The organism is Microbacterium sp. cx-55 (assembly GCF_021117345.1).
Lineage (GTDB): Bacteria > Actinomycetota > Actinomycetes > Actinomycetales > Microbacteriaceae > Microbacterium.
In genome coordinates, this window is sequence record NZ_CP088261.1 from 2,396,034 (window position 1) to 2,419,129 (window position 23,096).

Sequence of the window (23,096 nt, forward strand, 5' to 3'; positions counted from 1 at the left end):
TGCTGCTCATCGACCCCAGGAAGGTGCCCGTCCATGCGCGAGGTATTCCAGCAGTCTCTCGACGAAGTGCGCGTGCGCCTCGTCGAGATCTCCGAGCTCGTCACCGAGGCCATCGAGAAAGCGACCACCGCGTTCGGTACGAGCGATGTCGCGCTCGCGGAAGAGGTCATCGAGAACGACAACGTGATCGACGAGAAGGCCATCGCCCTCGACGAGCTCGCGATCGACATCCTCGCCCGTCAGCAGCCGGTCGCGAGCGACCTGCGGACGGTCGTCTCGGCGCTCCGGATCAGCGCGTCGCTCGAGCGGATGGGTGACATCGCCGAGCACATCGCTCAGCTCACCCGCATGCGCTTCCCCGACCGCGCCATCCCGCGGGGCCTGAAGAGCACGTTCACGAAGATGGGCCAGATCGACGTCGAGCTCGCCCGGCAGCTCACCGAGCTGCTGCGCACCCGCGACCTCGAGCTCGCGGAAGAGATCCGCAACGCCGACGACCGCCTCGACGAACTCCACGTCAGCGTCTTCGAGAAGGTGCTCAGCGACAGCTGGCAGGGCGAGACGTCGCAGACGGTCGACGCCACCCTCGCGAGCCGGTACCACGAGCGCTTCGGTGACCACGCGGTGTCGGTGGCGAAGAAGATCGTGTACCTCGCCACGGGCGACTGGGCACCGGTCAACGCCGACGAGGCCTGAGCGCCTCGCACAGAACGAAGAAGAGGGGCGGATGCAGCTGCATCCGCCCCTCTTCTTTCGTTCGTGTTACTTGCTGCCCTGGTTCGCGACCGCGGCCGCACCGGCCGCGGCGGCCTCGGGGTCGAGGTACTCGCCCGGGCCGAGCGGCACGAGGTTCTCGTCGAGGCGGTACACGAGCGGGATGCCTGTCGGGATGTTCAGCTCGGCGATGTCGTCGTCGCTGATGCCCTCGAGGTGCTTCACGAGTCCGCGCAGCGAGTTGCCGTGGGCGGCCACGAGGACGGTCTTCCCGGCCGTGAGGTCGGGCACGATCGCGTCGTCCCAGTACGGGAGCAGTCGGTCGATCACGAGCTTGAGCGACTCGGTGCGGGGAACGTCGCCGTCGATCCCGACGTAGCGCGGGTCGCCGATCTGGCTGTACTCCGACGCGTCGTCGAGCTCGGGCGGCGGCACGTCGAACGAACGGCGCCACAGCATGAACTGCTCCTGGCCGAACTCGGCGAGGGTCTCGGCCTTGTCCTTGCCCTGCAGGGCGCCGTAGTGGCGCTCGTTGAGTCGCCACGAGCGGGTCACCGGGATCCACAGGCGGTCGGCGGCGTCGAGCGCGATGTTCGCGGTCTGGATCGCCCGGCTGAGGAGCGAGGTGTGCACGACGTCCGGCAGCAGGCCGGCCTCGGCGAGAAGCTCGCCACCGCGCTGGGCTTCGGCTTTGCCCTGCTCGGTCAGGCGCACGTCGACCCAGCCGGTGAACAGGTTCAGCTCGTTCCACTGGCTCTGGCCGTGGCGGAGCAGGATCAGGGTATGAGGGGTGGTCATGCCTTCATGATATCGACCGGCTCTTCACTCGCGCTGGCATCATGGCCGTATGAACTCGGTGCCATTCGGACGCGTGACACGCGGCACCACCGGCACGAACCGGCTCCGCCGGATCGATCGCTGGATCGCTCGCCATCCGGTCCTCCGCCGGGCCGAACGCGAGCCGCTCGTCGTCGACCTCGGGTACGGCGCGAGCGGGGTGACGGCGCTCGAGCTCGAGGCGCGGCTGCACACGACCCGCCCGGACGTCACGGTGCTCGGACTCGAGATCGCGCCGGAGCGCGTCGCCACCGCGACGGCGCAGCTCGCGCAGGTGCGGGCGGGCGCGTCCCCCTTCCGCCCGGACGCGCGCGTGGCGTTCGCGCGCGGCGGCTTCGAGGTCCCCGCCTCGCAGCGGCCGGTCGTCATCCGCGCGTTCAATGTGCTCCGCCAGTACGACGAGACCGAGGTCGCCGCCGCGTGGGAGCGGATGGCGGCTCGGCTCGCGCCCGGCGGCATCCTGGTCGAGGGCACCTGCAACGAGGTCGGGCGGGTCGCGACCTGGGTCGAGGTGGGCGCGGACGCCCTCCCCCGGACGCTCACGGTGTCGCTCCGGCTCGCCGACCTGGAGTCGCCGCTGATCGCCGCCGAACGCCTGCCGAAGGCGCTGATCCACCGCAACGTGCCCGGCGAGCAGGTGCACGACTTCTTGCGGACGCTCGACCGCGAGTGGGAGCGCGCGGCGGCGCTCGGGGCGTTCGGTCCGGTCCAACGCTGGCGCGGGGCGATGCAGGCGATGGCGGATGCGGACTGGCCGCTGCGTCAGCGCTCGCGGTGGCGACTCGGTGAGATCACGGTGCCCTGGGATCGGGTCGCACCGACCCCGTGACGCCGGCGCATCGCGTCACAGTCGGGGAATGGCCGCGCGTGCATCGTCGTCGCCGACACCGCAGGCGGTCAGCAGGTCGACCGTGAGCGGACGCATCGCGACCAGGAGGTTGTTCTCGCCGGTCGTCGCATCGGTCAGCATCTCGGCCGGGTCCAGGTGCGCGGCGATCGCGCGGACGCCCTCTCGCGCCACCGACTCCTGCCCGATGTCTTCGAGCGACTCTCCGACGAGCGCGAGACCGCGCCCGAGACCCGCGAGCACGTCGGCCGACACCGGGCGGGGCACGCCGTCGTCAAGGAGGTAGGCCGCCCGCCGCCCGATCACGCGAAGGTTCCGGACGGCGAGGTCGGTCGCGGTGAGCACCCGTCGGTAGCGATCCAGCTCGCTCCGCCGCCGGCGCAGGAACGGCGAGATCCGGGCGACGGCGGATGCGGAATCCAGCGACTCCTGCCACGCGCGGACGAGCGGGTCGAGCGCGCGCGCCTTCTCCAACCCGCGGTCGGCTCGAGCCCGATCACCGCTGCGCAGCCCCTGCACGATCGCGTTGATGGCCGCATCCGCCCCGGCGAACAGCGCACGCGCGTCGCGCAGCAACTCGGCACGAGGATTTCGGGGAATCAGCGCGGTCACGAGCAGCGCCGCGATCCCGCCGATCGCGCCGTCGACCAGTCGATCCCACGCGGCGTCCGTGCTGGCGAGAGGGAAGAGCAGGACGATCAAGCCCTGGATGGCCGCCGCGATCGCGAAACTCGCCTGCGGAGAGAACACCCGGGCCAAGAACAGCACGACAGCGAGCGTGACCGCGAGTTGCCACCATCCGGGACCGATCGCCCACAGCAGAAGCTCGGCGACGAGAATGCCGAGCAGCATCCCGGCCACGGTCTCCGCCACGCGCCGCGGGCGGGCGTCGCGGACGAGTCCGAGGCTCGAGACGGCGACGGTTCCGGCCAGCACGGGCGAGGCGTGGCCCAGCACGAAGTGGGCGAAGGCGAAGGCTCCCGCCGACGCGACGACGATCTGGGCGATCGCGGGCCAGGATTCGACGGCGCGGACCAGACGCGGCCGCGGATCCAGGCGGTCCCGCACCCGCAGCGGGACGGCGCGGGTGTCCGGCGTCGGCTCCTCCACCGCGGTCAAACGCGGCGGGACAGGCGCGTCAGACGCGGGATGGCCGCCGTCGCGCCGGCATCCGCCGGAACGATCGGAGTGGCCGACGCGGTGATGTCGCCGCCCTCGGTGACGACGATGAGGGTACCGTCGGTTGCGGCGGACCGCTTCACCACGGCCAGCGCGATGGGGCCGTCCTCGTGGTGACGGGCGACCGAGGTAATGCGGCCGACCTCGGTGTCGCCGACGCGAACGACGTCACCGCGTCGCGGCAGCAGATCGTCGCTGCCGTCGAGGTCGAGTGCCACGATGCGACGGGGAGGATGCCCGAGGTTGTGCACCTTCGCGACGGTCTCCTGACCGCGGTAGCACCCCTTGTCGAAGTGCACCGCCGTGCGCATCCAGTCCACCTCGTGCGGGATGGTGCGTTCGTCGACCTCGGTGGCCCACGCGGGCCGCCAGGCGGCGACACGCAGCGCATCGACCGCGAGCGCACCCGCGAGGGTGAGATCGCCGGCCGCGGCCGCATCCACCAATCGCTGCGCTTCGTCGCCGTCGACGAGCAGTTCGAACCAGCGGCGCTCGGCACCCGGATGACCGTCGACCGGCGCGTATCCGATGCCACCCGGCCCGATCTCTGGCCACGGGTCGCGCCACGCGAGCGGCACACCGTTCGGCGCGGCGGGCGTCACGTTCGAGAGACCCGCCTCGGTCACCCCGATCACCGTGAGTTCATCGCTCGCGTCGCGAGGAGCGACGCGGAGGCGGAACCGCATCCGCATCAGCCACGCCAGCAGCGCGTCGGCATCGCCACGATCGACGATGAGCCACGTCGTCTCACCGTCGTCGAGCACCGCCGCGGCGTGCTCGACGCGGCCCTGCGGGTCGAGGATGAGGAGTTCGGTGGAGCGTCCGGGTTCGAGCGCCGTGAGCGCCTGCGAGCTGACGGAGTCCAACCAGGAGAGGCGGTCATCGCCCGCGACCGCCAGCACGCGCCGATCGGCGCGGGGTGCGACGGCGGTGCCCGCCACCAGCCGACGCTGTTCGATCACGGGTTGGCCGGTGTGCTGCAGCACGCCGTCATCGACGACGGCCCCCGGCACGAGACCCAGATCGAGCGCCATCAGGAGGCCTTCGCGAGTCGAGCGGATGCGTGCGACGCGAGTTCGGCGCCGAGGGCGGCGATGTCCCACGCCCACAGCAGATGGCCGTCGACCAGACCGTACATGCGCGTCGCGGCCGTGTACTCCTTGGCGCTCGCGGAGCGGACGACCGCATCCGTCGCCAGGTCGATGCGCGGCCCGCGGATCTGCCCGAGGTAGAGCTCGCTGACGCCGTCGGCGTGCACGATCGCCGCTTCGATCTCGAAGCCGCCCTCCGCGGTGCGGAGCGCTTCGACGTCGTCGGCCGTACGCTGCGGCGCCGCGCCCCGCCCGGGAAGAAATGCGGGTCCGGCGTCGGCGTCGGTCGCGGGTCGGACGAGTCGCCAGAAGCCGACTTCGGACACCAGCGGAACGCGACGATCGCCGTCTTCGACCCACGCGGATGCGGAGTAGTTCATCGCGTCGCCACCGTCGTGACTGAAGCTCACTCGCTGCGAGAACTCGCCGGTGAAGCGTTCATCGCCCGCGGTGTAATCGATGACACCGCTGCCTTCCCACACTCCGAGCAACCAGGAGAGGGGCCCGAGGTCGGCGGGCAGGTCTGTCGGAATCTCAATCACGGGCTCAGCGCTGGCCGCGGTAGAGGTTCTTGATCACGACTCCGGAGACGAACACGATCGCGAGCGACGCGAGGGCCAGCAGACCCACGAAGAAGAGTTCGAGAGCGACGAGGTCCATGCTCACACTCTAGACCGTGCCGACCCCGGCCGGCGCGGCGTTACGCGATCGCCGTGGCGAGTGCGCCGAGCCCGAACGCCGCGCTGATGACGCCGAGGATGAGGAGCGCGCCGAGCGTGCTGATCGCGACCCGCTGGATGAAGCGCTGCGCCCGACCGTAGAAGAGCTGCACGGTGAACGCGAGGATGAGGCAGAGGCCGAGCGTCAACGCCATCCACACCGCTCGTCCCTCTTCCGGGACGGCGACGGCCACGGCGATACCCGCGACAAGAGCCACGATCCAGACGCCGGCGATGCCGCCGATCGACCGACGCGGCACGAGTTCCGGGGTGGACATACGATCATTCTCACTCACCCGTGGCGCTCGCGCACGCACCCCGCCGCGCGCCGTGGGGTCGGCGTGACGCGCGCCACCCCATAAGATGAGGCCCACACCGCCGACCTCGCCCGGGAGGGTCCTTTTGGCACAGCTTCTCGTTCTGAGCTCCGCTGGTGGCGCGCCCGCGCTGCCGGCGCTCGAACTGTTGAGCCACCGTGTCCGGCAGATTCCCGCCGAGCCCGCGCAGCTCGTGAACGCCCCGAGCGCCGACATCATCTTCGTCGACGCCCGCCACGACCTCGTCGGCGCGAAGTCGCTGTGCAAGATCCTCACCACGACCGGCGCCGACGCTCCCCTTCTTCTGATCGTCACGGAGGGCGGCCTCACCGCCGTCTCCACCGACTGGGGCGTCGACGACGTCATCCTCGTCACCGCCGGTCCGGCGGAGGTCGACGCCCGCATCCGACTCGCCGTCGGACGCATGTCGAAGGAGCAGGTTTCCACCCGCATCCAGACCTCCGGCATTACGATCGACGAGTCCTCGTACTCCGCGAAGGTGCACGGCAAGCCGCTCGACCTCACGTACAAGGAGTTCCAACTCCTGCACTTCTTCGCGACCCACCCCTCCCGAGTGTTCACCCGCGAACAGCTGCTCAGCGAGGTATGGGGCTACGACTACTTCGGCGGCACCCGCACGGTCGATGTGCACGTGCGCCGCCTCCGCGCGAAGCTCGGTGACCTCGAGCAGCTCATCGGCACGGTGCGCAACGTCGGCTACCGCTTCAACGTCTACGAGGACGAGCAGATCCCGCCGGCCAAGGAGCGATCGGGCGTCTGACGCGTCGCCGTCCGCGAGGCGGTAGGGGCCGTTCACACGCAGGTCACTTCCCCCTGCAATGATGAGGGGATGATCGCAGACGAGATGCTCGATGCCGGTTTGGGCGACGCGGATGACGACGACTTCGACTCGGGAACGGGCGCGGCCGACGGCGAACTGCCCGAGAACCGCTACCTCGACCGCGAGGTCAGCTGGCTCTCGTTCAACCAGAGGGTGCTCGAACTCGCCGAAGACCCGAATGTCCCCACCCTCGAGCGGGCGAACTTCCTCGCGATCTTCGGCAGCAACCTCGACGAATTCTTCATGGTGCGCGTCGCCGGGCTCAAGCGCCGCATCCTGACCGGCCTCGCTCTGCCGACCAACGTCGGACGCGCGGCGCAAGACGTCCTCGCCGACATCTCCCACGACGCCCACGCGCTCCAGCTGCGGCACGCCCAGGCGTGGCAGAACCTCGTGCGCCCCGCCCTCGCCGACGCCGGCATCGAGGTGCTCGGATGGTCGGAGCTCACCGACGACGACCGCGCGCGGCTCTACGAGTACTTCCAGACCCAGGTGTTCCCGGTGCTCATGCCGCTGGCCGTCGACCCGGCGCATCCGTTCCCGTACATCTCCGGCCTCTCGCTGAACCTCGCGATCCGGGTGCGCAACGCCAAGACCGGACGCCAGGAGTTCGCACGCCTCAAGGTGCCGCCCATGCTCCCCCGGTTCGTGCGCGTCTCGCGCGAGGGCGATCAGGTGCGCTACCTGCCCCTCGAAGAGCTCATCTCCAACAACCTCGGCGATCTGTTCCCCGGGATGGAGATCCTCGACCATCACGCGTTCCGCCTCACCCGCAACGAAGACGTGGCGATCGAAGAGGACGAGACCGAGAACCTCATCCAGGCCCTCGAGGCCGAGCTGCTGCGCCGACGTTTCGGGCCGCCGATCCGTCTCGAGATCACCGACGACATGGACGACCTGACGCTCGATCTGCTCCTCAAGGAGCTCGACATCACGGATGAGGAGGTCTACCGGCTGCCCGGAACCCTCGACCTCCGCGGCCTGTTCGACCTGTCGCGCATCGATCGCCCCGACCTGCACTACCCCCCGCACGTGCCGACGACGGCGACCGCGTTCCAGCCGGGTGACAACAACGAGCGTCCCGACATCTTCGCCTCCATCCGCAAGGGCGACGTGCTGGTGCACCACCCGTACGAATCCTTCGCGACGAGCGTGCAGGCGTTCCTCGAGCAGGCGGCGAAAGACCCGCACGTGCTCGCGATCAAGCAGACGCTGTACCGCACCTCCGGTGACAGCCCCATCGTGCAGGCGCTCATCGACGCCGCCGAATCGGGCAAGCAGGTGCTGGCGCTCGTGGAGGTCAAGGCGCGCTTCGACGAGGCGAACAACATCGTCTGGGCGCGGAAGCTCGAGAAGGCCGGCGTGCACGTCGTCTACGGCCTGGTCGGCCTGAAGACGCACTGCAAGCTCGCCCTCGTCATCCGCCAGGAGAACGGCGTGCTCCGCAGCTACAGTCACGTCGGAACCGGCAACTACAACCCGAAGACCAGCCGCATCTACGAGGACTTCGGCCTGTTCACGGTCAACCCCGAGGTCGGCAAAGACCTCACCCGCCTGTTCAACGAGCTCAGTGGTTACGCGATCGAGAAAAAGTTCAAGCGTCTGCTCGTCGCCCCGTTGCACCTGCGGAAGGGCCTGCTGCGGCTGATCGATCGCGAACGCCGGCATGCCCTCGATGGGCGCCCCGCCGGCATCCGGATCAAGGTCAACTCGATGGTCGACGAGCAGATCATCGACGCGCTGTACCGGGCGAGCCAGGCGGGCGTTCCGGTGGAGGTCTGGGTGCGCGGCATCTGCAGCATCCGTCCCGGCGTGCCCGGCATGAGCGAGAACATCACGGTGCGGTCGATCCTCGGCCGCTACCTCGAGCACTCGCGCATCTTCGCGTTCCAGAACGACGGCGCACCCGATGTGTACATCGGCAGCGCCGACATGATGCACCGCAACCTCGACCGCCGCGTCGAGGCACTCGTGCGCATCGTGGCACCGGCGCAGGTCGCCGAGCTCACGGACCTCTTCTCGCTCGCGATGAGCGACGAGACGAGTTCCTGGTGGCTCGACGGCGACGGGGTGTGGACCCGGCATTCCACGGATGCCGACGGCAAGCCCCTGATCGACATCCAGGACAAGACGATGGCCGCCGTCCAGCGGCGCCGACGTTCGCGGGCGGTGCGATGACGGCGACAGCCGTCTACGCGGCGGGGGGTGTGCTCTGGCGTCAGGTGGACGGAAAGCTGCACATCCTGCTCATCCACCGCACCCAGTACCGCGATGTCACCCTGCCCAAGGGCAAGGTCGACCCCGGCGAGACCCTCGTCGAGACGGCGATCCGCGAGATCTTCGAGGAGACCGGCATCCACGTCGCCCTCGGCCTCCCGGTCGGCGTCTCGCGTTACCACATGCCGAAGGGGCGCGAGAAGATCGTGCACTACTGGTCGGCCGAGGTGACCGAAGATGCTGTCCGGGACTCGAAGTTCGTACCGAACAAGGAGATCGCGGCGCTCGAATGGGTCACCCCCAAGCACGCGCTGTCGTACCTGAGTTATCCCGTCGACGTCGAGATCGTCGAGAACTTCCTGCGGTTCGTCGACGACGGCGTGCTCGAGACGTTCCCGATCATCGTGCTGCGTCACGCGAAAGCGATGTCGCGCACGGACTGGGAGAAGTCGGACGCATCGCGCCCGCTGGCGCGCCGCGGGTTCCGTCAGGCGGCGTCGATCGTCGCGCCGCTCCGCGCCTTCGGCGTGCGCCGCATCATCTCGAGCGACGCCGTGCGCTGCGTCTCGACCGTCGAGCCGCTCGCGAAGGCGCTCGGGCGCGCCGTGCGCACGAGCGAGCTGATCAGCCAGGATGCCTGGGAAGAGGGAAAGCACGACTCCCGCACGATCGTCGGCAAGCGGGTGCGCTCGCGCAAGCCCGCGGTGATCTGCAGCCACGGCCCCGTGCTCCCCGACATCATGAACGAGCTCGCGCTGGCGACCGGCACCCTCCGCGGTTCCTATCTGGGCAGCGCGTCGGCCCTCGAGGTGGGTGCGTTCTCAGTGGTGCATCTCTCCCGCACGAACCCGGGTTCGGGGATCGCCGCCATCGAAACGCATCTGCCGAAGGTCTGACGTGCACAGCGGGCTCGACGCGGTCCGCATCCGGTGGGCCGACGCGGATCCGGGTGACCGGCGCGGCACCTCGCGCCTTCTGCTCGGCGACCTGCTGCCGGGCGCCGTTGTCCGCGCGGGACCGTGCGCGCGCTGCGGCGGAGCGCACGGTCGCCCGTACGTCGAGGGCGGCCTCGACGAGGTGTCGGTCGCCTACGCGGCCGGCCGAGCCTTCGTCGCGGCCGTCTCGCGCTCGGTCGCCACGGCCGTGGGCATCGATGCGGAAGCGGGCGCACCGGATGCACCGGCACGGATCGATCGGATGCGGCCGGAGACCACCCTGCGGGAGTGGACGCGCATCGAAGCCGCCCTGAAGGCGGATGGTCGCGGCCTGACGCTCGACCCCGCGCTCGTCCGCATCCGCACCGCCGCGGACGGGTGGACCGCATTCGTGCCCGGCCGGAGCGCACCGATCGTCGGCCGAGATCTCGACGGGCCGGCCGGCGTCGTGCTCAGCGTCGCGATCGTGCCCGCGGAGGCAGCCGCGGCTCGTCGAGCCACCGGCTGAGAAGCACGACCGCTGCCGGATCGACCTCGCGGACGATCGCGCGGAAGTCGTCGCCGGTGACCAGCCCGTGCCGGTGCCGCGTCGCCCAGTCCCGCAGCAGCACGAAGAACCGGTCATCGCCCAGGTGCCCGCGGAGGGCATGCAGCGTGAGCGCGCCGCGCTTGTAGACGCGGTCGTCGAACATCAGCTCCGGGCCCGGGTCGGCCAGCAGCAGATCCTGCGGTTCGACGCGCAGCACCGCCTCGTGCGCGGACGCACATTCCTGCGCCGTCGGTCCTCCGGAGGCCTCCGACCAGAGCCACTCGGCGTAGCAGGCGAAGCCCTCGTTCAGCCAGATATCGCTCCACCGCGAGATGCCGACACTGTTGCCGAACCACTGGTGCGCGAGTTCGTGCGCGACGAGTCGTTCGGAGTCTGCGGCGAGGTGGTTGGCCCCGAAGACGCCCATCCCCTGCGCTTCGAGCGGGATCTCGAGCACATCCGCGGTCACCACGAGCGTGTACTGCGGCTGCGGGTACGCCCCGAACGCTCGCGAGAACACCGCCCCCATCGCCGCGACCTTCTCGAACGCGCGGACGGATGCGGCGCGAAGCGGCGCCGGCACCCAGAGCTCGACGGGCGCCCCGTCCAGCGACGGTAGCTCGGTGCGGACGTAACGCCCGATCTGCACGGCGGCGAGGTACGTGGCGGTCGGCACGTCGGAGACGTACTCGACGACGCTCCGCCTCCCCTCCGTGCGTTCGGCGACCCGCGTGCCGGTGGCGACCGCCGCGTACTCGCGGTCGGTGGTGATCCGCATCCGGTACCGCGCACGATCGGCCGGACGGTCGTTGCAGGGGAACCACGTCGCGGCGCCCGTCGGCTGGTTCGCGACGAGCGCGCCGTCGGTCAGTTCCTCCCAGCCGATCGTTCCCCACCGCGACCGCCGCGGCGCGGGCGACCCGGCGTAGGCGACCTCGACGGAGAAGGACTCGCCGACCGCGAGCGGACGCGGAAGAGTGACCTGCAGGGCGCGCTGAACCTGCCGGAACACCGTGCGCGCATCGCCATCGACCCGCACGCGCGAGGCGCGGAGGCCGATCAGGTCGAGCGACACGGTACGGATCGGCTGCGTCGCGACCGCCGCGATGAGTGCTTTGCCCTCGAGCCGGTTCGTGCGCACGCGGTAGTCGAGGTCGAGGTCGTAGGACACGACGCGGTACGACGGGTCGCCGCTCTGCGGCGCGTAGGAGTCGCCGCCCGTCACGATGTCGACTGGTACGCGCGCACCTTGACCGCGCGCCACGGGCCGATCGGGTTGCCGCTCCATCGCGTGCCCACGGGAACCGACTCGCCGCGCATCACGAGCGAAGCGGGGCCGACAGTGGCGTCGGCGCCGATCACCGCGGCAGGAAGAACCACGCTGTGCGGCCCCAGGGTTGCTCCGGGTTCGAGTTCGACGACATCCATGCTCATGATTCGATCATGGAAGAGGTGGGTCTGCACGACGCAGCCCCGGTTGACGGTGGATCCGTCGCCGAGAGTGACGAGATCGGGCTCGGGCAACCAGTAGGAGTCGCACCAGACGCCGCGCCCCACGCGCGCGCCCATCGCCCGAAGCCACACCGCGAGGGCGGGGGTGCCGACCGCGCCGCGGGCGAACCACGGGGCGGCGAGCATCTCGGTGAACGTATCGACCACCTCGGTGCGCCAGACGAAACTCGACCAGAGGGGCTGCTCGCCCGCGCGGATCGGGCCGACGATCAGCCACTTCGCCACGACCGTGATGCCGGCCGCGACCGCCCCGGCCGCGAGCAGCACGAGCCCGGAGAGCAGGAAGGCGACGAGCATGCCATAGGCCGCCGTCAGGGCGACGAGCGCGAAGAGCACCCCGAGTCCCACGGCGCAGGTGACGAAGACCGGCAGGATGCGGCAGATCTCCCACAGCGTCCGCGCGAGGCGGAGGACGGGCGTCGGGCGGTAGGTGCGGCTCTCATCACCCTCCGCCACCGCGCGGCGCAGACGCACCGCCGGCGAACCGAGCCAGGATGATCCCGCCTTGGCCTTGCGCGGCGCCGCCGAGAGGACGGCGACCAGGCCGTCGCGCGGCACGCGGTGCCCCGGCGCTGCCATGCCGGAGTTGCCGAGGAACGCGCGCTTACCGATGCGTACCGGCCCGATCCGCAGCCATCCGGCGTGCAGTTCGTACGACGCCACCATGGTGTCGTCGGCGAGGAACGCGCCATCCTCGATCCGCGCCATAGACGGGATCAGCAGCACGGTCGATGCCTCGACGTCGTGTCCGACGCGGGCGCCCAGCATCCGGAGCCACACCGGGGTGAACAGGCTCGAGTACAGCGGGAAGAGCACCGTGCGCGCCGAGTCCAGCAGCCGCTCGGTCGTCCAGGCCTGCCAGGCCACCCGGCTACGTACGCCGTAGGTGCCCTCGCGGAGCCCGATCGCCAGCAGTCGCACGGCGCCGACCACGAAGCCGGCGTAGACGACGCCGGTGACGAGCACGCCCGGCACGAGCCAGACGAGCGCGGCCCCGAACGCCGCGAGGAGGTCGGGGGCGCCGCGCATGCCGGTCGCGACGACGAGCGCGCCCACGAGGAACGCCGTCACCGGCAGCAGCGCCAGAACGAGGGCGGATGCGGCGTACGCCCACAGCCAGCCGTGCGGCGCGGCCGGGCGCCCCTCGGGCCACTCCCGGGCGACCCCGCCGACGCGCACCGCGGGCGATCCCGCCCACGTCTGGTCGGCACGCACGCGGCCGAACACGGCGGAGCCGGCCGCGACCACGGCGCGCTGGCCGATGTGCGTTCCGGGCGCGAGGGTGCTGCGCGCACCGACCGTCGCCTGCGCCCCGATGCGGATGCCGCCCAGGCGCAGCAGGTCGCCGTCGATCCAGTACCCCTTCAGGTCGACCTCGGGCTCGATGGACGCGCCGTCGCCGACCTCCAGCATCCCGGTCACCGGGGGCAGGGTGTGCAGGTCGACGTCGCGGCCGATCTTCGCGCCGAGCGCGCGGGCGTAGTAGGTCACCCAGGGCGCCCCGGCGAGCCCCACGGCGTCGACCTGATCGGCGATCTGCTCCGCGAGCCAGAGCCGCAGGTGCACCGAGCCGCCCCGCGGGTGGTCTCCCGGGCGCACCCCGGAAAGCAGCATCCGGGCGGCGAGCGCCGAGATCGCCATCCGCCCGAACGGGGTCGCGAACAGCAGCCAGCCGGCGATGAGTGGCAGCGGGTGGACCGTCGGGAGCGCGTCGAATCCCGGCACCATGTTCAGCAGAGTTCCCGCGGTCAGCACGTACAGCAGCCAGCGGACGCCGGTGAGGATGAACAGGGGCACTCCCGCGAGCAGCTGCACCCACTGCGACGAGCGCGGAGTCGGGCGCGGACGGCGGTACTCGCCCGGGGCCTCCTCCGCGAGCATGGGGCCGATCGCCTTCGCCATCGCGCCCAGGCGCGGCACGTCGTAGATGTCGGCGACCGCGAACTCCGGAACGCGGGCGCGGATGCGGGACACCAGCTGCGCCGCCGAGAGCGAACCGCCGCCGAGGTCGAAGAAGTCGACCTTCGGCCCCGGCACCGCGATGCCGAGCACGGCCTGCCATTGCTCGGCGAGCCATGCCTCGGTCGGGGTGAGGCCGGCGGCCGGCGTCTCGACGCCCGGGAGCGGCCAGGGCAGGGCGGCACGGTCGACCTTGCCGGAGGTGCGGACGGGCAGTTCGTCGACCGTGGCGAGCAGTGGGACGATCGCGGCGGGAAGACTCCGGGTCAGCCCCGCGCGGGCAGCGGACCGGTCGAGCTCGATCCCGGGCTCCATGACGAGGTAGCCCACCAGAACCGCGACACCCGACTCGGTCATCTGCACTGCGGCGGTCGCCGCCGACACGCCGGGAAGGTTCTGAAGAGCGGTCTCGACCTCGCCGAGCTCGATGCGGCGACCGCCGACCTTGACCTGGTCGTCGGCACGGCCCTGGAATACGAGACCCTCGGGGTCGTAGCGCACGAGGTCGCCCGACCGGTACGCGCGCTCCCAGCCGAGCGTCGGCATGGGCGCGTACTTCTGGGCGTCCTTCTCCGGATCGAGGTAGCGGGCAAGACCCACGCCCCCGATGATGAGTTCGCCGGTGCCGCCCTCGGGCACCCGGAAACCGTCAGCGTCGACCACGGCGAGCGCCCAGCCGTCGAGCGGCAGCCCGATCCGGACGGGCACGCTTCCATCGAGCAGCGCCCCGCACGCGACGACCGTCGCCTCGGTGGGGCCGTACGTGTTCCACACCTCGCGCCCCTCGGCGGCCAGACGCGCCGCGAGCTCGGGCGGGCACGCCTCTCCGCCGAAGATCAGCAGGCGCACGTTCTCGATCGCCTCCGCCGGCCACATCGCGGCGAGCGTCGGAACCGTCGAGACGACCGTGATCCCCTGCCGGATGAGCCACGGCGCCAGATCTTCTCCCGAACGCACCAGCGCGCGCGGCGCGGGCACGAGACACGCGCCGTGCCGCCAGGCCAGCCACATCTCCTCGCACGAGGCGTCGAACGCGACCGACAGACCCGCCAACACTCGGTCGCCGGGGCCGAGCGGCGCGGCCTGCAGGAACATGCGCGCCTCCGCATCCACGAACGCCGCCGCCGACCGGTGCGACACCGCGACGCCCTTGGGCACCCCCGTGGAGCCGGACGTGAAGATGATCCAGGCGTCGTCCTCGACGCGGGGCTCCGGCACCGTGAGCACCGCGTGGGTCGACGGATGCGGCGGAGCCCCGACGTAGAGCTCGGATGCGGCCGCCGGGGCATCCGCATCCGCCCGCTCGCCGTCGCCGCCGTCCACACCGTCGTCGGCGCGCGGCACGTACACACCGCCCGCGCCGATCACCCCGCGAACCGCCGCCTCGCCGAAGACGAGTCGCGCTCGCTCATCGGGGTCGTCCGCGTCGACCGGCACGTACGCGGCGCCCGCCGCGATCACGCCGAGGATCGAGATGTACAGCTCTTTCGCCCCTGACGGCATCCGCACCCCGACGCGGTCTCCGCGCCGCACTCCCGCCTCGTGCAATCGCGCGGCCGTGCGCACGACATGCGCCATCAGCTCGCGGTAGCTGAGGGCCGTGGAGCCGTCATCGATCGCGGATGCTTCCGGGAACAGCGCGGCGGTGCGGCGCAATACCTCGAGGAGAGTCCGCGGTTCGGGCGTCTCCCCGACGCGATCGAGCGCGGCCTGCGGGTCGTGGTGCATTCCCTCAGGGTAGGGAGAACACATGAACGGGCGGTGACGGAGCGCGGGAATCGGCGCGTTCTCGCCTACGGTCGTTCACCTTCCGTTCACCGCCACTGCGCAGTCTGGTCAACACAGATGTCTAGCGTCGGGTGAGCCCCGCACCGGGCACGAGTCCCCAACCCGAAGGATGATTCCGCAGTGAAGATCAACCGCATCGCCCAGGTGGGCGCCCTCGCCGCTGTCGCGGCCCTCGCCCTCGCCGGCTGTGCCGCGAACGAAGGCGGCACCACGTCGTCGTCCAGCGACGCCCCCGCGGGCAACCTCTCCGGCGACCTGGTCGGCGGTGGAGCCACCTCGCAGGAGGTCGCCATCCAGACGTGGACCGCCGGCATCCAGAAGACCAACGCCGACCTGACGGTCACCTACGACGCCGGTGGATCCGGTGCCGGTCGCGACTCCTTCCAGGAGGGCGCCTTCCAGTTCGCCGGCTCCGACCGCGCGTTCAAGACCGACGAGATCGAGGCCGGCCCGTGGGCCGGTTGCGTCGACGGCTCCGACATCGTCGAGATCCCGACCTACATCTCTCCCATCGCTGTCGTGTTCAACCTCGACGGTGTGGACTCGCTGAACCTCGACGCCGCCACCCTGGCCGGCATCTTCGCGGGCACGATCACCACGTGGAACGACCCGGCGATCACCGCCCTCAACGACGGCGTCGACCTCCCGTCGACCGCCATCAACACGGTGCACCGCTCCGACAAGTCGGGCACGACCGGAAACTTCACCGACTACCTCGCCAAGACCGCCGAGTCCGTGTGGACCTACGGCTCGGTCGAGGAGTGGCCGGTCTCCGGCGGCGAGGCTGCCAACGGCACCTCCGGCGTCATCTCCGCCGTCCAGGGCGGCCAGGGCACCATCGGTTACGCCGACGCTTCGCGCGCCGGTGAGCTCGGCACGGTCGCCATCCAGGTCGGCGAGGACTTCGTCTCCTACTCGCCCGAGGCTGCCGCCGCGGTCGTCGACGCGTCTCCCGAAGAAGAAGGCCGCGCCGCGACCGACATCGCGATCGCGATCGACCGCACCAGCACCGAGAAGGACGTGTACCCGCTCGTTCTCGTCAGCTACCTCATCGGCTGCGCCGAGTACGAGGACGCCGATGTCGCCGCGAACGTGAAGGGCTTCTTCTCGTACGCCGCGAGCGAAGAGGGCCAGGCCGAGGCCGCTGCGGCTTCGGGCAGCGCACCGATCACCGACACGCTGCGCGACCAGATCACGACCGCCATCGAGGCGATCAAGTAATTCCCCTTCGATGCCCGGTTCCGGCCTTGCGCCGGAACCGGGCATCATCGTGACATCACCCTTTCTCATCGAGAGAATCGAGCCATGACCACCACACCCGCGGTGTCTCCTCCGGAGACGAAGAAGGTTAAACAACGACCGGGCGATCGATGGTTCTCCGGAGCCGCACTGTTCGCCGGGTCCATGATCCTGGTCATGCTCGCGGCGGTGGCGATCTTCTTGATCGTCCAGTCGGTGCCGGCTCTCACCGCCACGAACGAGCAGGCATCGATCCTGCCCGACAACTTCTGGTCCTACGTCGGACCGCTGGTGTTCGGCACGGTCTGGGCCGCGTTCCTGGCGCTGCTGATGGCGGTTCCGCTCTCGATCGGCGTCGCGCTCTTCATCTCGCACTACGCCCCGCGCCGCCTGGCGCAGGCACTCGGCTACGTCGTCGACCTGCTGGCCGCGGTTCCCTCGGTCGTCTTCGGCCTCTGGGGTATCGGCGTCCTCGCCCCGGCCGCTCAGCCGATCTACGACTGGTTCGTCACCAACGCGAGCTGGTTCCCGCTCTTCTCCGGCCCGGTCTCGAGCACCGGCCGCACGATCTTCACCGCCTCGCTCGTGCTTGCGGTCATGGTCACCCCGATCATCACGGCGATCTGCCGCGAGATCTTCCTGCAGACGCCGACCCTCCACGAAGAAGCGGCGCTCGCCCTCGGGTCGACCCGCTGGGAGATGGTGCGGATGGCCGTCTTCCCCTTCGCCCGCAGCGGCATCGTCTCCGCCTCGATGCTCGGCCTCGGCCGCGCGCTCGGCGAGACCATGGCGGTCGCGATGGTGCTCTCCGTCTCGGGCGGCGTGACCTTCGCCCTCTTCACGTCCGACAACCCGAACACGATCGCCGCCAACATCGCACTGAGCTTCCCCGAGGCCTACGGGCTGAACGTGAACGTGCTGATCGCCACCGGCCTCATCCTGTTCGTCGTGACATTCGCCGTCAACGCACTCGCCCGCTACATCGTGAGCCGGCGCAAGGAATTCTCGGGGGCTAACTGACATGACCGCTACGGCCACTCCCCCGCGCGTGCAGAGCGCATCTTCCTCCTCTCCGAGCCTCACGACCGGCCGGCTCCCGCGCTGGACCCCCTGGGTCCTGCTCGTCGCCTCCCTCGCGGTGATGCTCGCGGTCTTCGCCGTCATGGCTGCCGCCACCGGCGAAGGACTCAACATCGCCGGCTGGCTGGTGACCGGCTCCCTTCTCTACCTCGTGCTGATCTTCGCCATCTCCGCGATCATCGAGGGCCGCCGCAAGGCCGTCGACCGCCTCGTCACGGGCGTCGTGACGGTGGCGTTCGTGCTCGCGATGGTGCCGCTCATCTCGGTCGCGATCACCGTCGTCAGCCTGGGAGCCCCGAACTGGAGCGCCGAGTTCTTCTCGAGCTCGATGCGCAACGTCGTCGGCGAGGGCGGCGGTGCGCTGCACGCCATCATCGGCACGCTGCTCATCACGCTCGCCGCGGCGATCATCTCCGTCCCGATCGGCCTGTTCACCGCGATCTACCTGATCGAGTACGGCAAGGACAACCGCCTGGCCCGGGGCATCACGTTCCTCGTCGACGTCATGACGGGCATCCCCTCGATCGTGGCGGGTCTGTTCGCCTACGCCCTGTTCGCGATCTTCCTCGGACCCGGCGTCCGCCTCGGAATCGTAGGCGCCATCGCGCTCGCGGTGCTGATGGTGCCGGTCGTCGTCCGATCTTCCGAGGAGATGCTGCGCCTCGTGCCGAACGAGCTGCGGGAAGCCGCCTACGCGCTCGGCGTGCCGAAGTGGCTGACGATCTGGAAGGTCGTCCTCCCGACGGCCATCGCGGGTATCACCACGGGCGTCATGCTCGCCATCGCCCGCGTCATCGGCGAGACCGCGCCTCTGCTGATCACGGCCGGTATGACCGCATCCATGAACTACGACCTCTTCAGCGGCCGGATGGCGACCCTGCCGGTCTTCACCTATACCCAGTACATGAACCAGGGCATTCCGGCCGAGGCCTACATCGGACGGGCCTGGGCGTCCGCGCTCACCCTCATCGTCATCGTCATGGTCCTCAACCTTGCCGCCCGGGCGGTCGCGAAGATCTTCGCGCCCAAGTCCGGCCGCTGAGCTCCCGAGAGAAAGAACCTCCGTGTCCAAGAGCATCGAAGTCAAAGACCTCAACGTCTACTACGGCGACTTCCTCGCCGTCGAGGGCGTCTCCCTCCAGATCGAGCCGCGCAGCGTGACCGCCTTCATCGGCCCGTCCGGATGCGGCAAGTCCACCTTCCTGCGCACCCTGAACCGCATGCACGAGGTCATCCCCCGCGCCCGCGTCGAGGGCGAAGTGCTGCTCGATGGCGACGACCTGTACGGCCCGGGTGTCGACCCGGTGCTCGTGCGTCGCCAGATCGGAATGGTGTTCCAGCGCCCGAACCCGTTCCCGACGATGTCGATCCGCGAGAACGTGCTGGCGGGCGTGAAGCTCAACAACAAGCGCATCTCGAAGTCCGACTCCGACGCACTCGTAGAGCAGTCCCTGCAGGGCGCCAACCTCTGGAACGAGGTCAAGGACCGCCTCGACAAGCCCGGCTCCGGCCTGTCGGGCGGGCAGCAGCAGCGTCTGTGCATCGCGCGCGCGATCGCCGTGTCGCCCGACGTGCTGCTGATGGACGAGCCCTGCTCGGCCCTCGACCCGATTTCGACCTACGCGATCGAAGAGCTGATCGACGAGCTGAAGAGCGAGTACACGATCGTGATCGTGACGCACAACATGCAGCAGGCATCGCGCGTCAGCGACAAGACGGCGTTCTTCAACATCGCCGGCACCGGCAAGCCCGGCAAGCTCATCGAATACGACAACACCTCGACGATCTTCACCACCCCGACCGTGCAGGCCACCGAGGACTACGTCTCCGGCCGCTTCGGGTGACCCGCGTTCCCGGCTCCGGCCGGGAACGGACAAGAAGGGGGCGGATGCAGACAGCATCCGCCCCCTTCTTCGTCCTCACCCCGCGTTCGCCTCGGCGAGCGGCGGCGTGCCCCGACACGTCGCGCGCTACTTTTCTGTTCGCGCGCCACAGATCTGTGGCGCGCGAACAGAAAAGAGGCGCGGCGGGAGGAAGGCGCGGCTGCGAGGGTCAGGGAGTCGACGCCTCGGCGAGCGGCGGACGGCGATCGGCCCACGGACGCGCGCTCTCGAGCTGTGCGGAGAGAGCGAGGATCGTCGGCTCGCCGTTGCGGGGACCGATCACCTGCACGCTGAGCGGCAGGCCGGCATCCGTGAACCCGGCGGGAACCGCGGCCGCGGGGTTGCCAAGCGCGTTCCAGATCGACGTGAACGAACTCACCGGACCCGCCTTCTGCACGGCGGCGATGGCGCCGGCACCGTCGAGCTGGCCGACCGGCAGTGCGGCGGTCGGTGTCGTCGGGGTGATCAGCAGGTCCACTCCCCCGAACAGTCGCGTCAGGAAAGGCTCGCCCCGCTCCGCTGCCGCACGCTCGGCCCAGGCGCCGAATCGCGACAGCGGTCGAGCGAGTCGGAGCATGGCCCTCGTGCGCCGCTCCAAAAGCTCGGGATGGTCGGCCCGCGCGGCCTCGTCGCTGATCCCCGCCGCCAGCTGCACCTGGAACGGCAGCGCGAGCCGCGGGTAGTCCGGGTCCGCCTCGATCACCTCGTGTCCGAGGCCCCGCAAGAGGTCGGCCGTACGCCGCACGGCCGATGCGGTGTCGGCGTCGGCCGCCTGTCCGCCCATCGGATTCTTCAGCGACACCATGATCCGCAGGGGCCGGTCGAGAGGTTCCGTGGCGCTGCGCAGCATCGGGACGGGCAACGCTTCTGCCGAGAACCTGTCGGCGGGGCCTGCGCCTCCGATCACGTCGTGGATGAGGGCGCTGTCGGCGACCGATCGTGTGAGTGGGCCGATCACGCCCAACGCGCGCCAGAGGTCTGCGTTCGGGGCGAGGCTGACGCGACCGCGCTGCGGCTTCAGGCCGAAGAGTCCGCACCAGCTCGCCGGAAGCCGGATGGAGCCGCCGCCGTCACCGCCGATGCCCGCCGCGACCATGCCGGATGCGATGGCGGCCGCGGTTCCGCCGCTGGAGCCCGCCGTTGACCGACCGGTGTTCCACGGGTTCCGGGTCCAGCCGAACGAGTCGGATTCCGTGAACGGCCAGATGCCGAATTCCGGCATCCGCGTCGTACCGATGATGATCGCGCCGGCATCCCGCAGTCGCTGCACCACCGCACTGTCGGCCGTCGCCGGGGTGGTGAACGCGGAGCTCCCGAAGCGAGTTGGGATCCCCGCGACATCGTTCTCCTCCTTGATGGCGATCGGCACGCCGTGCAGCGGGCCGCGGAGCGCCCCGGCCGCGCGCTCCGCGTCGAGGCCATCGGCGTGCGCGCGGGCCTCCTCGGTGAAGACGTGCGCGAACGCGTTCAGTACGGGGTTGAGCGCATCGATGCGGGCGATCGAGTGTTCGACGAGCTCTCGCGCGCTGATCTCTCCCGCGGCCACCCACCCGGCCTGCTCGATGACGGTGCTGTACAGAAGTTCCGGCATATGGTGCTCCCTTTCGTCGTCCCCCAAGCGGCCGCGCGACACGCTCGGCCCCGCACTCCTCCGCCCTCCGTCGCGCCGATCAGTCGCGCGGCGAGAGGAGGTACGCGTTGAGCTCCGCCGTGACGTCTGCGTCGTAGGCGAGCGGCGAGCCGTCGACCGCGGTGATGCCCGCGGCGAGCCGGACGCTGGAAACGAGCCAGGCGGCATCCGCCTCACCGAGTGCGGACGCCGGCAGCGTCTCGTACGCGGTCTCGAATCCACGGCCCTCGAGGTGGGCGAACAGGCTCAGCTGGGTCGTGCCGTGCAGGATGCCGGCGCCGGGCGCGGGGGTCACGAACCGGTCGCCGAAGCGCAGGACGAGAGACGACGTCGGGCCTTCGAGCAGAACGCCGTCGCTCGCGACGAACACCGCGTCGTCGGCCCCGCGGCGCCGCGCTTCCCGGATCGCCGCCATGTTGGTCGCGTACGACAGGGTTTTCGCGCCGAGCAGCAGCCAGGGCGCGCGCGCCGGCGCACCGCTGTCGAACCCGCGATCGAGCACCACTACGCGCACGCCGTCGCGGCGCACCGCGGTGTTGTCGGGCGCGGTCGCTGCCGTCACCCAGGCGGTCGGCGCCGGTCCGTGCTCGACGCCCCGGCTGAGGATGAGCTTGATGACGCTCTCCCCCGGAGGGCACTCGGCGGATGCGGCGGCCACCGCCTGCGCCCACTGACCGAGGTTCGGTGCGGGCAGGTCGCAGAGCCGGGCCGAGTGCGCGAGGCGCTCGAGATGGGCCTCTACCTCTTGCGGGTGCCCGTCGACCACACCAATGGACTCGAAGATGCCGTCACCGCGCTGCGTGCTGAGTTCGCCGATGCTGAGCGCGGGGGCGGCCGGGTCGATCGGTCGAAGTGTCGAGGCGTAGTCCGTCCGAAAGTCATCGGATGCTGCCGGGTCGATGATGAGCGCGTGACGCCATGCCATGCCCGCAGCCTACGCGGTGCGGAATACCCCGCGCGCGAGTGCCGTTACACTGGAACAGCCGGGCCGCAGTAACCCCGGGCTCCAAAATTTGCCGCTCCGAGCGGCCTTGCGCCGAGAGGCGTTTCTGCGGCCTGGCACTTACTTTTTCCGGCGGGCGATTCACCCGCCGCTCCCCCTCAGGTGAGGGTGTCGCGCCGCCAGAGTCCGGCCGCCGCGGTCAGGTCGTCGGCATACGTCGATAGGCGGAGCGCCCGAGTGGTGAGACCCGAGGCGCGTTCCGGCTCGGTCTGGTCGTAGTCGTCGGCGAGGTGCGTCGCCCCGGAGGCGACGACACGGCAGAACGCCGCCGCCCGCTCAAGCGCGACCGCGAAGTCGCCCTGGAACAGCCCGCGCATGATTGTGTCGATCAGCGCCACGAGCTCGTCCGGTCCTGCCGGCACGGGTGCGCCGGCGACGATCTCGTCGGCAGACGCGAGCTCGGTACGCCCACGTTCGTAGAGGAGCGCAGCCGTGTGCGGGTCGTCGTGAATCATGACCTGCAGCAGGTACAGCCGCCACAGCGCGCCGGGCAGCGACCGCGCCGGTGAGCGCGACCACAGTTCGGCAATGTCGTCGATGCCGTGCTGGTCGGTGAACGACACGAGACGGTCGACCGTGCCCGCATCCGGATCCGCGCGCACCCGCGTCAGCAACGCGGATGCGGTCGAGTGCGCCACGCGCGACACCTCCGCCGGATCCTCGGCCGAGAAGAGGCGGTCGAACAGCTCCGCCGGGCGTCGAACGGGTTTATGGAAGTGCCGCGAATCGTCCGTCACTCGATCCAGGGTACCGGCGCGTGCGGGCTTCGGCGCGTG

Annotated in this window: 20 protein-coding genes; 10 read left to right on the plus strand and 10 right to left on the minus strand. The window is 70.3% G+C overall.

All coding sequences use genetic code 11. The features are described from left to right. Nucleotides 1-33: 33 nt before the first annotated feature. Nucleotides 34-696 carry a phosphate signaling complex protein PhoU gene (phoU, locus tag LQ938_RS11295; protein ID WP_223722966.1) on the plus strand — a complete coding sequence of 221 codons (663 nt, stop codon included), beginning with the start codon at nt 34-36 and terminating at the stop codon, nt 694-696. A gap of 66 nt (nt 697-762) precedes the next feature. Here the strand turns inward: phoU and LQ938_RS11300 are convergent, their stop codons facing one another. Then, entirely contained in the window at nt 763-1,512 is a 750-nt protein-coding gene (locus LQ938_RS11300; RefSeq protein ID WP_223722965.1) for a phosphoglyceromutase, read from the minus strand. Between the two features lie 49 nt (nt 1,513-1,561). Between LQ938_RS11300 and LQ938_RS11305 the strand changes: the two genes are divergently transcribed. Further along, entirely contained in the window at nt 1,562-2,380 is an 819-nt protein-coding gene (locus LQ938_RS11305) for a class I SAM-dependent methyltransferase (RefSeq protein WP_223722964.1), read from the plus strand. Nucleotides 2,381-2,395: 15 nt separating this feature from the next. Here the strand turns inward: LQ938_RS11305 and LQ938_RS11310 are convergent, their stop codons facing one another. The 4 genes from LQ938_RS11310 to LQ938_RS11325 form a co-directional block, all read right to left on the minus strand. Further along, nucleotides 2,396-3,508: an FUSC family protein gene (locus LQ938_RS11310; RefSeq protein ID WP_223722963.1), complete on the minus strand. Its 1,113-nt coding sequence runs from the start codon at nt 3,506-3,508 to the stop codon at nt 2,396-2,398. Nucleotides 3,509-3,513: 5 nt separating this feature from the next. Next, nucleotides 3,514-4,611, minus strand: coding sequence for a CAF17-like 4Fe-4S cluster assembly/insertion protein YgfZ (ygfZ, locus tag LQ938_RS11315; RefSeq protein ID WP_223722962.1), 1,098 nt, complete (start codon nt 4,609-4,611; stop codon nt 3,514-3,516). Then, a complete protein-coding gene (locus tag LQ938_RS11320; protein ID WP_223722961.1) occupies nt 4,611-5,210 on the minus strand; it encodes an FABP family protein in 600 nt (199 codons plus the stop codon). The genes ygfZ and LQ938_RS11320 overlap by 1 nt, the downstream gene beginning before the upstream one ends. Before the next feature lie 158 nt (nt 5,211-5,368). Beyond that, a complete protein-coding gene (locus tag LQ938_RS11325) occupies nt 5,369-5,665 on the minus strand; it encodes a hypothetical protein (protein ID WP_223722960.1) in 297 nt (98 codons plus the stop codon). A 124-nt stretch (nt 5,666-5,789) separates the two neighbouring features. Here LQ938_RS11325 and LQ938_RS11330 point away from each other — a divergent pair, with 124 nt between their 5' ends. From LQ938_RS11330 to LQ938_RS11345, 4 genes are all read left to right on the plus strand, one after another. Then, entirely contained in the window at nt 5,790-6,485 is a 696-nt protein-coding gene (locus LQ938_RS11330; RefSeq protein WP_223722959.1) for a response regulator transcription factor, read from the plus strand. A 69-nt stretch (nt 6,486-6,554) separates the two neighbouring features. Continuing rightward, nucleotides 6,555-8,723, plus strand: coding sequence for an RNA degradosome polyphosphate kinase (locus LQ938_RS11335; RefSeq protein ID WP_223722958.1), 2,169 nt, complete (start codon nt 6,555-6,557; stop codon nt 8,721-8,723). After that, a complete protein-coding gene (locus LQ938_RS11340) occupies nt 8,720-9,658 on the plus strand; it encodes an NUDIX hydrolase (RefSeq protein WP_223722957.1) in 939 nt (312 codons plus the stop codon). Before LQ938_RS11335 ends, LQ938_RS11340 begins: the two co-directional genes overlap by 4 nt. Before the next feature lies 1 nt (nt 9,659). Beyond that, a complete protein-coding gene (locus tag LQ938_RS11345) occupies nt 9,660-10,205 on the plus strand; it encodes a 4-phosphopantetheinyl transferase (protein WP_223722956.1) in 546 nt (181 codons plus the stop codon). Here the strand turns inward: LQ938_RS11345 and LQ938_RS11350 are convergent. Together LQ938_RS11350 and LQ938_RS11355 are read right to left on the minus strand one after the other, a co-directional pair. Beyond that, nucleotides 10,150-11,451 (minus strand): M1 family metallopeptidase, encoded by a 1,302-nt coding sequence (locus tag LQ938_RS11350; protein WP_223722955.1) that lies wholly within the window; start codon nt 11,449-11,451, stop codon nt 10,150-10,152. The two genes, LQ938_RS11345 and LQ938_RS11350, sit on opposite strands and share 56 nt — an antisense overlap. Then, entirely contained in the window at nt 11,448-15,425 is a 3,978-nt protein-coding gene (locus LQ938_RS11355) for a Pls/PosA family non-ribosomal peptide synthetase (RefSeq protein ID WP_223722954.1), read from the minus strand. The genes LQ938_RS11350 and LQ938_RS11355 overlap by 4 nt, the downstream gene beginning before the upstream one ends. A gap of 180 nt (nt 15,426-15,605) precedes the next feature. Between LQ938_RS11355 and LQ938_RS11360 the strand changes: the two genes are divergently transcribed. The 4 genes from LQ938_RS11360 (at nt 15,606) to pstB (ending at nt 19,648) form a co-directional block, all read left to right on the plus strand. Beyond that, nucleotides 15,606-16,706: a phosphate ABC transporter substrate-binding protein PstS gene (locus tag LQ938_RS11360; protein ID WP_223722953.1), complete on the plus strand. Its 1,101-nt coding sequence runs from the start codon at nt 15,606-15,608 to the stop codon at nt 16,704-16,706. An 84-nt stretch (nt 16,707-16,790) separates the two neighbouring features. Beyond that, nucleotides 16,791-17,744: a phosphate ABC transporter permease subunit PstC gene (pstC, locus tag LQ938_RS11365; RefSeq protein ID WP_223722952.1), complete on the plus strand. Its 954-nt coding sequence runs from the start codon at nt 16,791-16,793 to the stop codon at nt 17,742-17,744. A gap of 1 nt (nt 17,745) precedes the next feature. Next, entirely contained in the window at nt 17,746-18,846 is a 1,101-nt protein-coding gene (pstA, locus tag LQ938_RS11370) for a phosphate ABC transporter permease PstA (RefSeq protein WP_223722951.1), read from the plus strand. Nucleotides 18,847-18,868: 22 nt separating this feature from the next. Further along, entirely contained in the window at nt 18,869-19,648 is a 780-nt protein-coding gene (gene pstB, locus LQ938_RS11375) for a phosphate ABC transporter ATP-binding protein PstB (RefSeq protein ID WP_223722950.1), read from the plus strand. A 208-nt stretch (nt 19,649-19,856) separates the two neighbouring features. Here the strand turns inward: pstB and LQ938_RS11380 are convergent, their stop codons facing one another. From LQ938_RS11380 to LQ938_RS11390, 3 genes are all read right to left on the minus strand, one after another. Beyond that, complete coding sequence (locus tag LQ938_RS11380) at nt 19,857-21,278, minus strand: amidase (protein WP_223722949.1); 1,422 nt, start codon at nt 21,276-21,278, stop codon at nt 19,857-19,859. A gap of 79 nt (nt 21,279-21,357) precedes the next feature. Beyond that, nucleotides 21,358-22,242, minus strand: a complete 885-nt coding sequence (locus LQ938_RS11385; RefSeq protein WP_223722948.1) for an aminotransferase class IV — start codon at nt 22,240-22,242, stop codon at nt 21,358-21,360. 176 nt (nt 22,243-22,418) lie between these two features. After that, the gene (locus LQ938_RS11390) at nt 22,419-23,057 is read right to left on the minus strand and encodes a DNA-directed RNA polymerase subunit beta (RefSeq protein WP_223722947.1); all 639 of its coding nucleotides are present in this window, start codon (nt 23,055-23,057) and stop codon (nt 22,419-22,421) included. Nucleotides 23,058-23,096 lie beyond the last annotated feature (39 nt).

Bases quoted from the DNA above. Each gene is read 5' to 3' on its own strand.
- LQ938_RS11325 (WP_223722960.1), bottom strand. From the start codon at position 5,665: ATGTCCACCCCGGAACTCGTGCCGCGTCGGTCGATCGGCGGCATCGCC.
- pstC (WP_223722952.1), top strand. From the start codon at position 16,791: ATGACCACCACACCCGCGGTGTCTCCTCCGGAGACGAAGAAGGTTAAA.
- phoU (WP_223722966.1), top strand. From the start codon at position 34: ATGCGCGAGGTATTCCAGCAGTCTCTCGACGAAGTGCGCGTGCGCCTC.
- LQ938_RS11380 (WP_223722949.1), bottom strand. From the start codon at position 21,278: ATGCCGGAACTTCTGTACAGCACCGTCATCGAGCAGGCCGGGTGGGTG.
- LQ938_RS11355 (WP_223722954.1), bottom strand. From the start codon at position 15,425: ATGCACCACGACCCGCAGGCCGCGCTCGATCGCGTCGGGGAGACGCCC.
- ygfZ (WP_223722962.1), bottom strand. From the start codon at position 4,611: ATGGCGCTCGATCTGGGTCTCGTGCCGGGGGCCGTCGTCGATGACGGC.
- LQ938_RS11305 (WP_223722964.1), top strand. From the start codon at position 1,562: ATGAACTCGGTGCCATTCGGACGCGTGACACGCGGCACCACCGGCACG.
- pstA (WP_223722951.1), top strand. From the start codon at position 17,746: ATGACCGCTACGGCCACTCCCCCGCGCGTGCAGAGCGCATCTTCCTCC.
- LQ938_RS11385 (WP_223722948.1), bottom strand. From the start codon at position 22,242: ATGGCATGGCGTCACGCGCTCATCATCGACCCGGCAGCATCCGATGAC.
- LQ938_RS11340 (WP_223722957.1), top strand. From the start codon at position 8,720: ATGACGGCGACAGCCGTCTACGCGGCGGGGGGTGTGCTCTGGCGTCAG.
- LQ938_RS11300 (WP_223722965.1), bottom strand. From the start codon at position 1,512: ATGACCACCCCTCATACCCTGATCCTGCTCCGCCACGGCCAGAGCCAG.
- LQ938_RS11335 (WP_223722958.1), top strand. From the start codon at position 6,555: ATGATCGCAGACGAGATGCTCGATGCCGGTTTGGGCGACGCGGATGAC.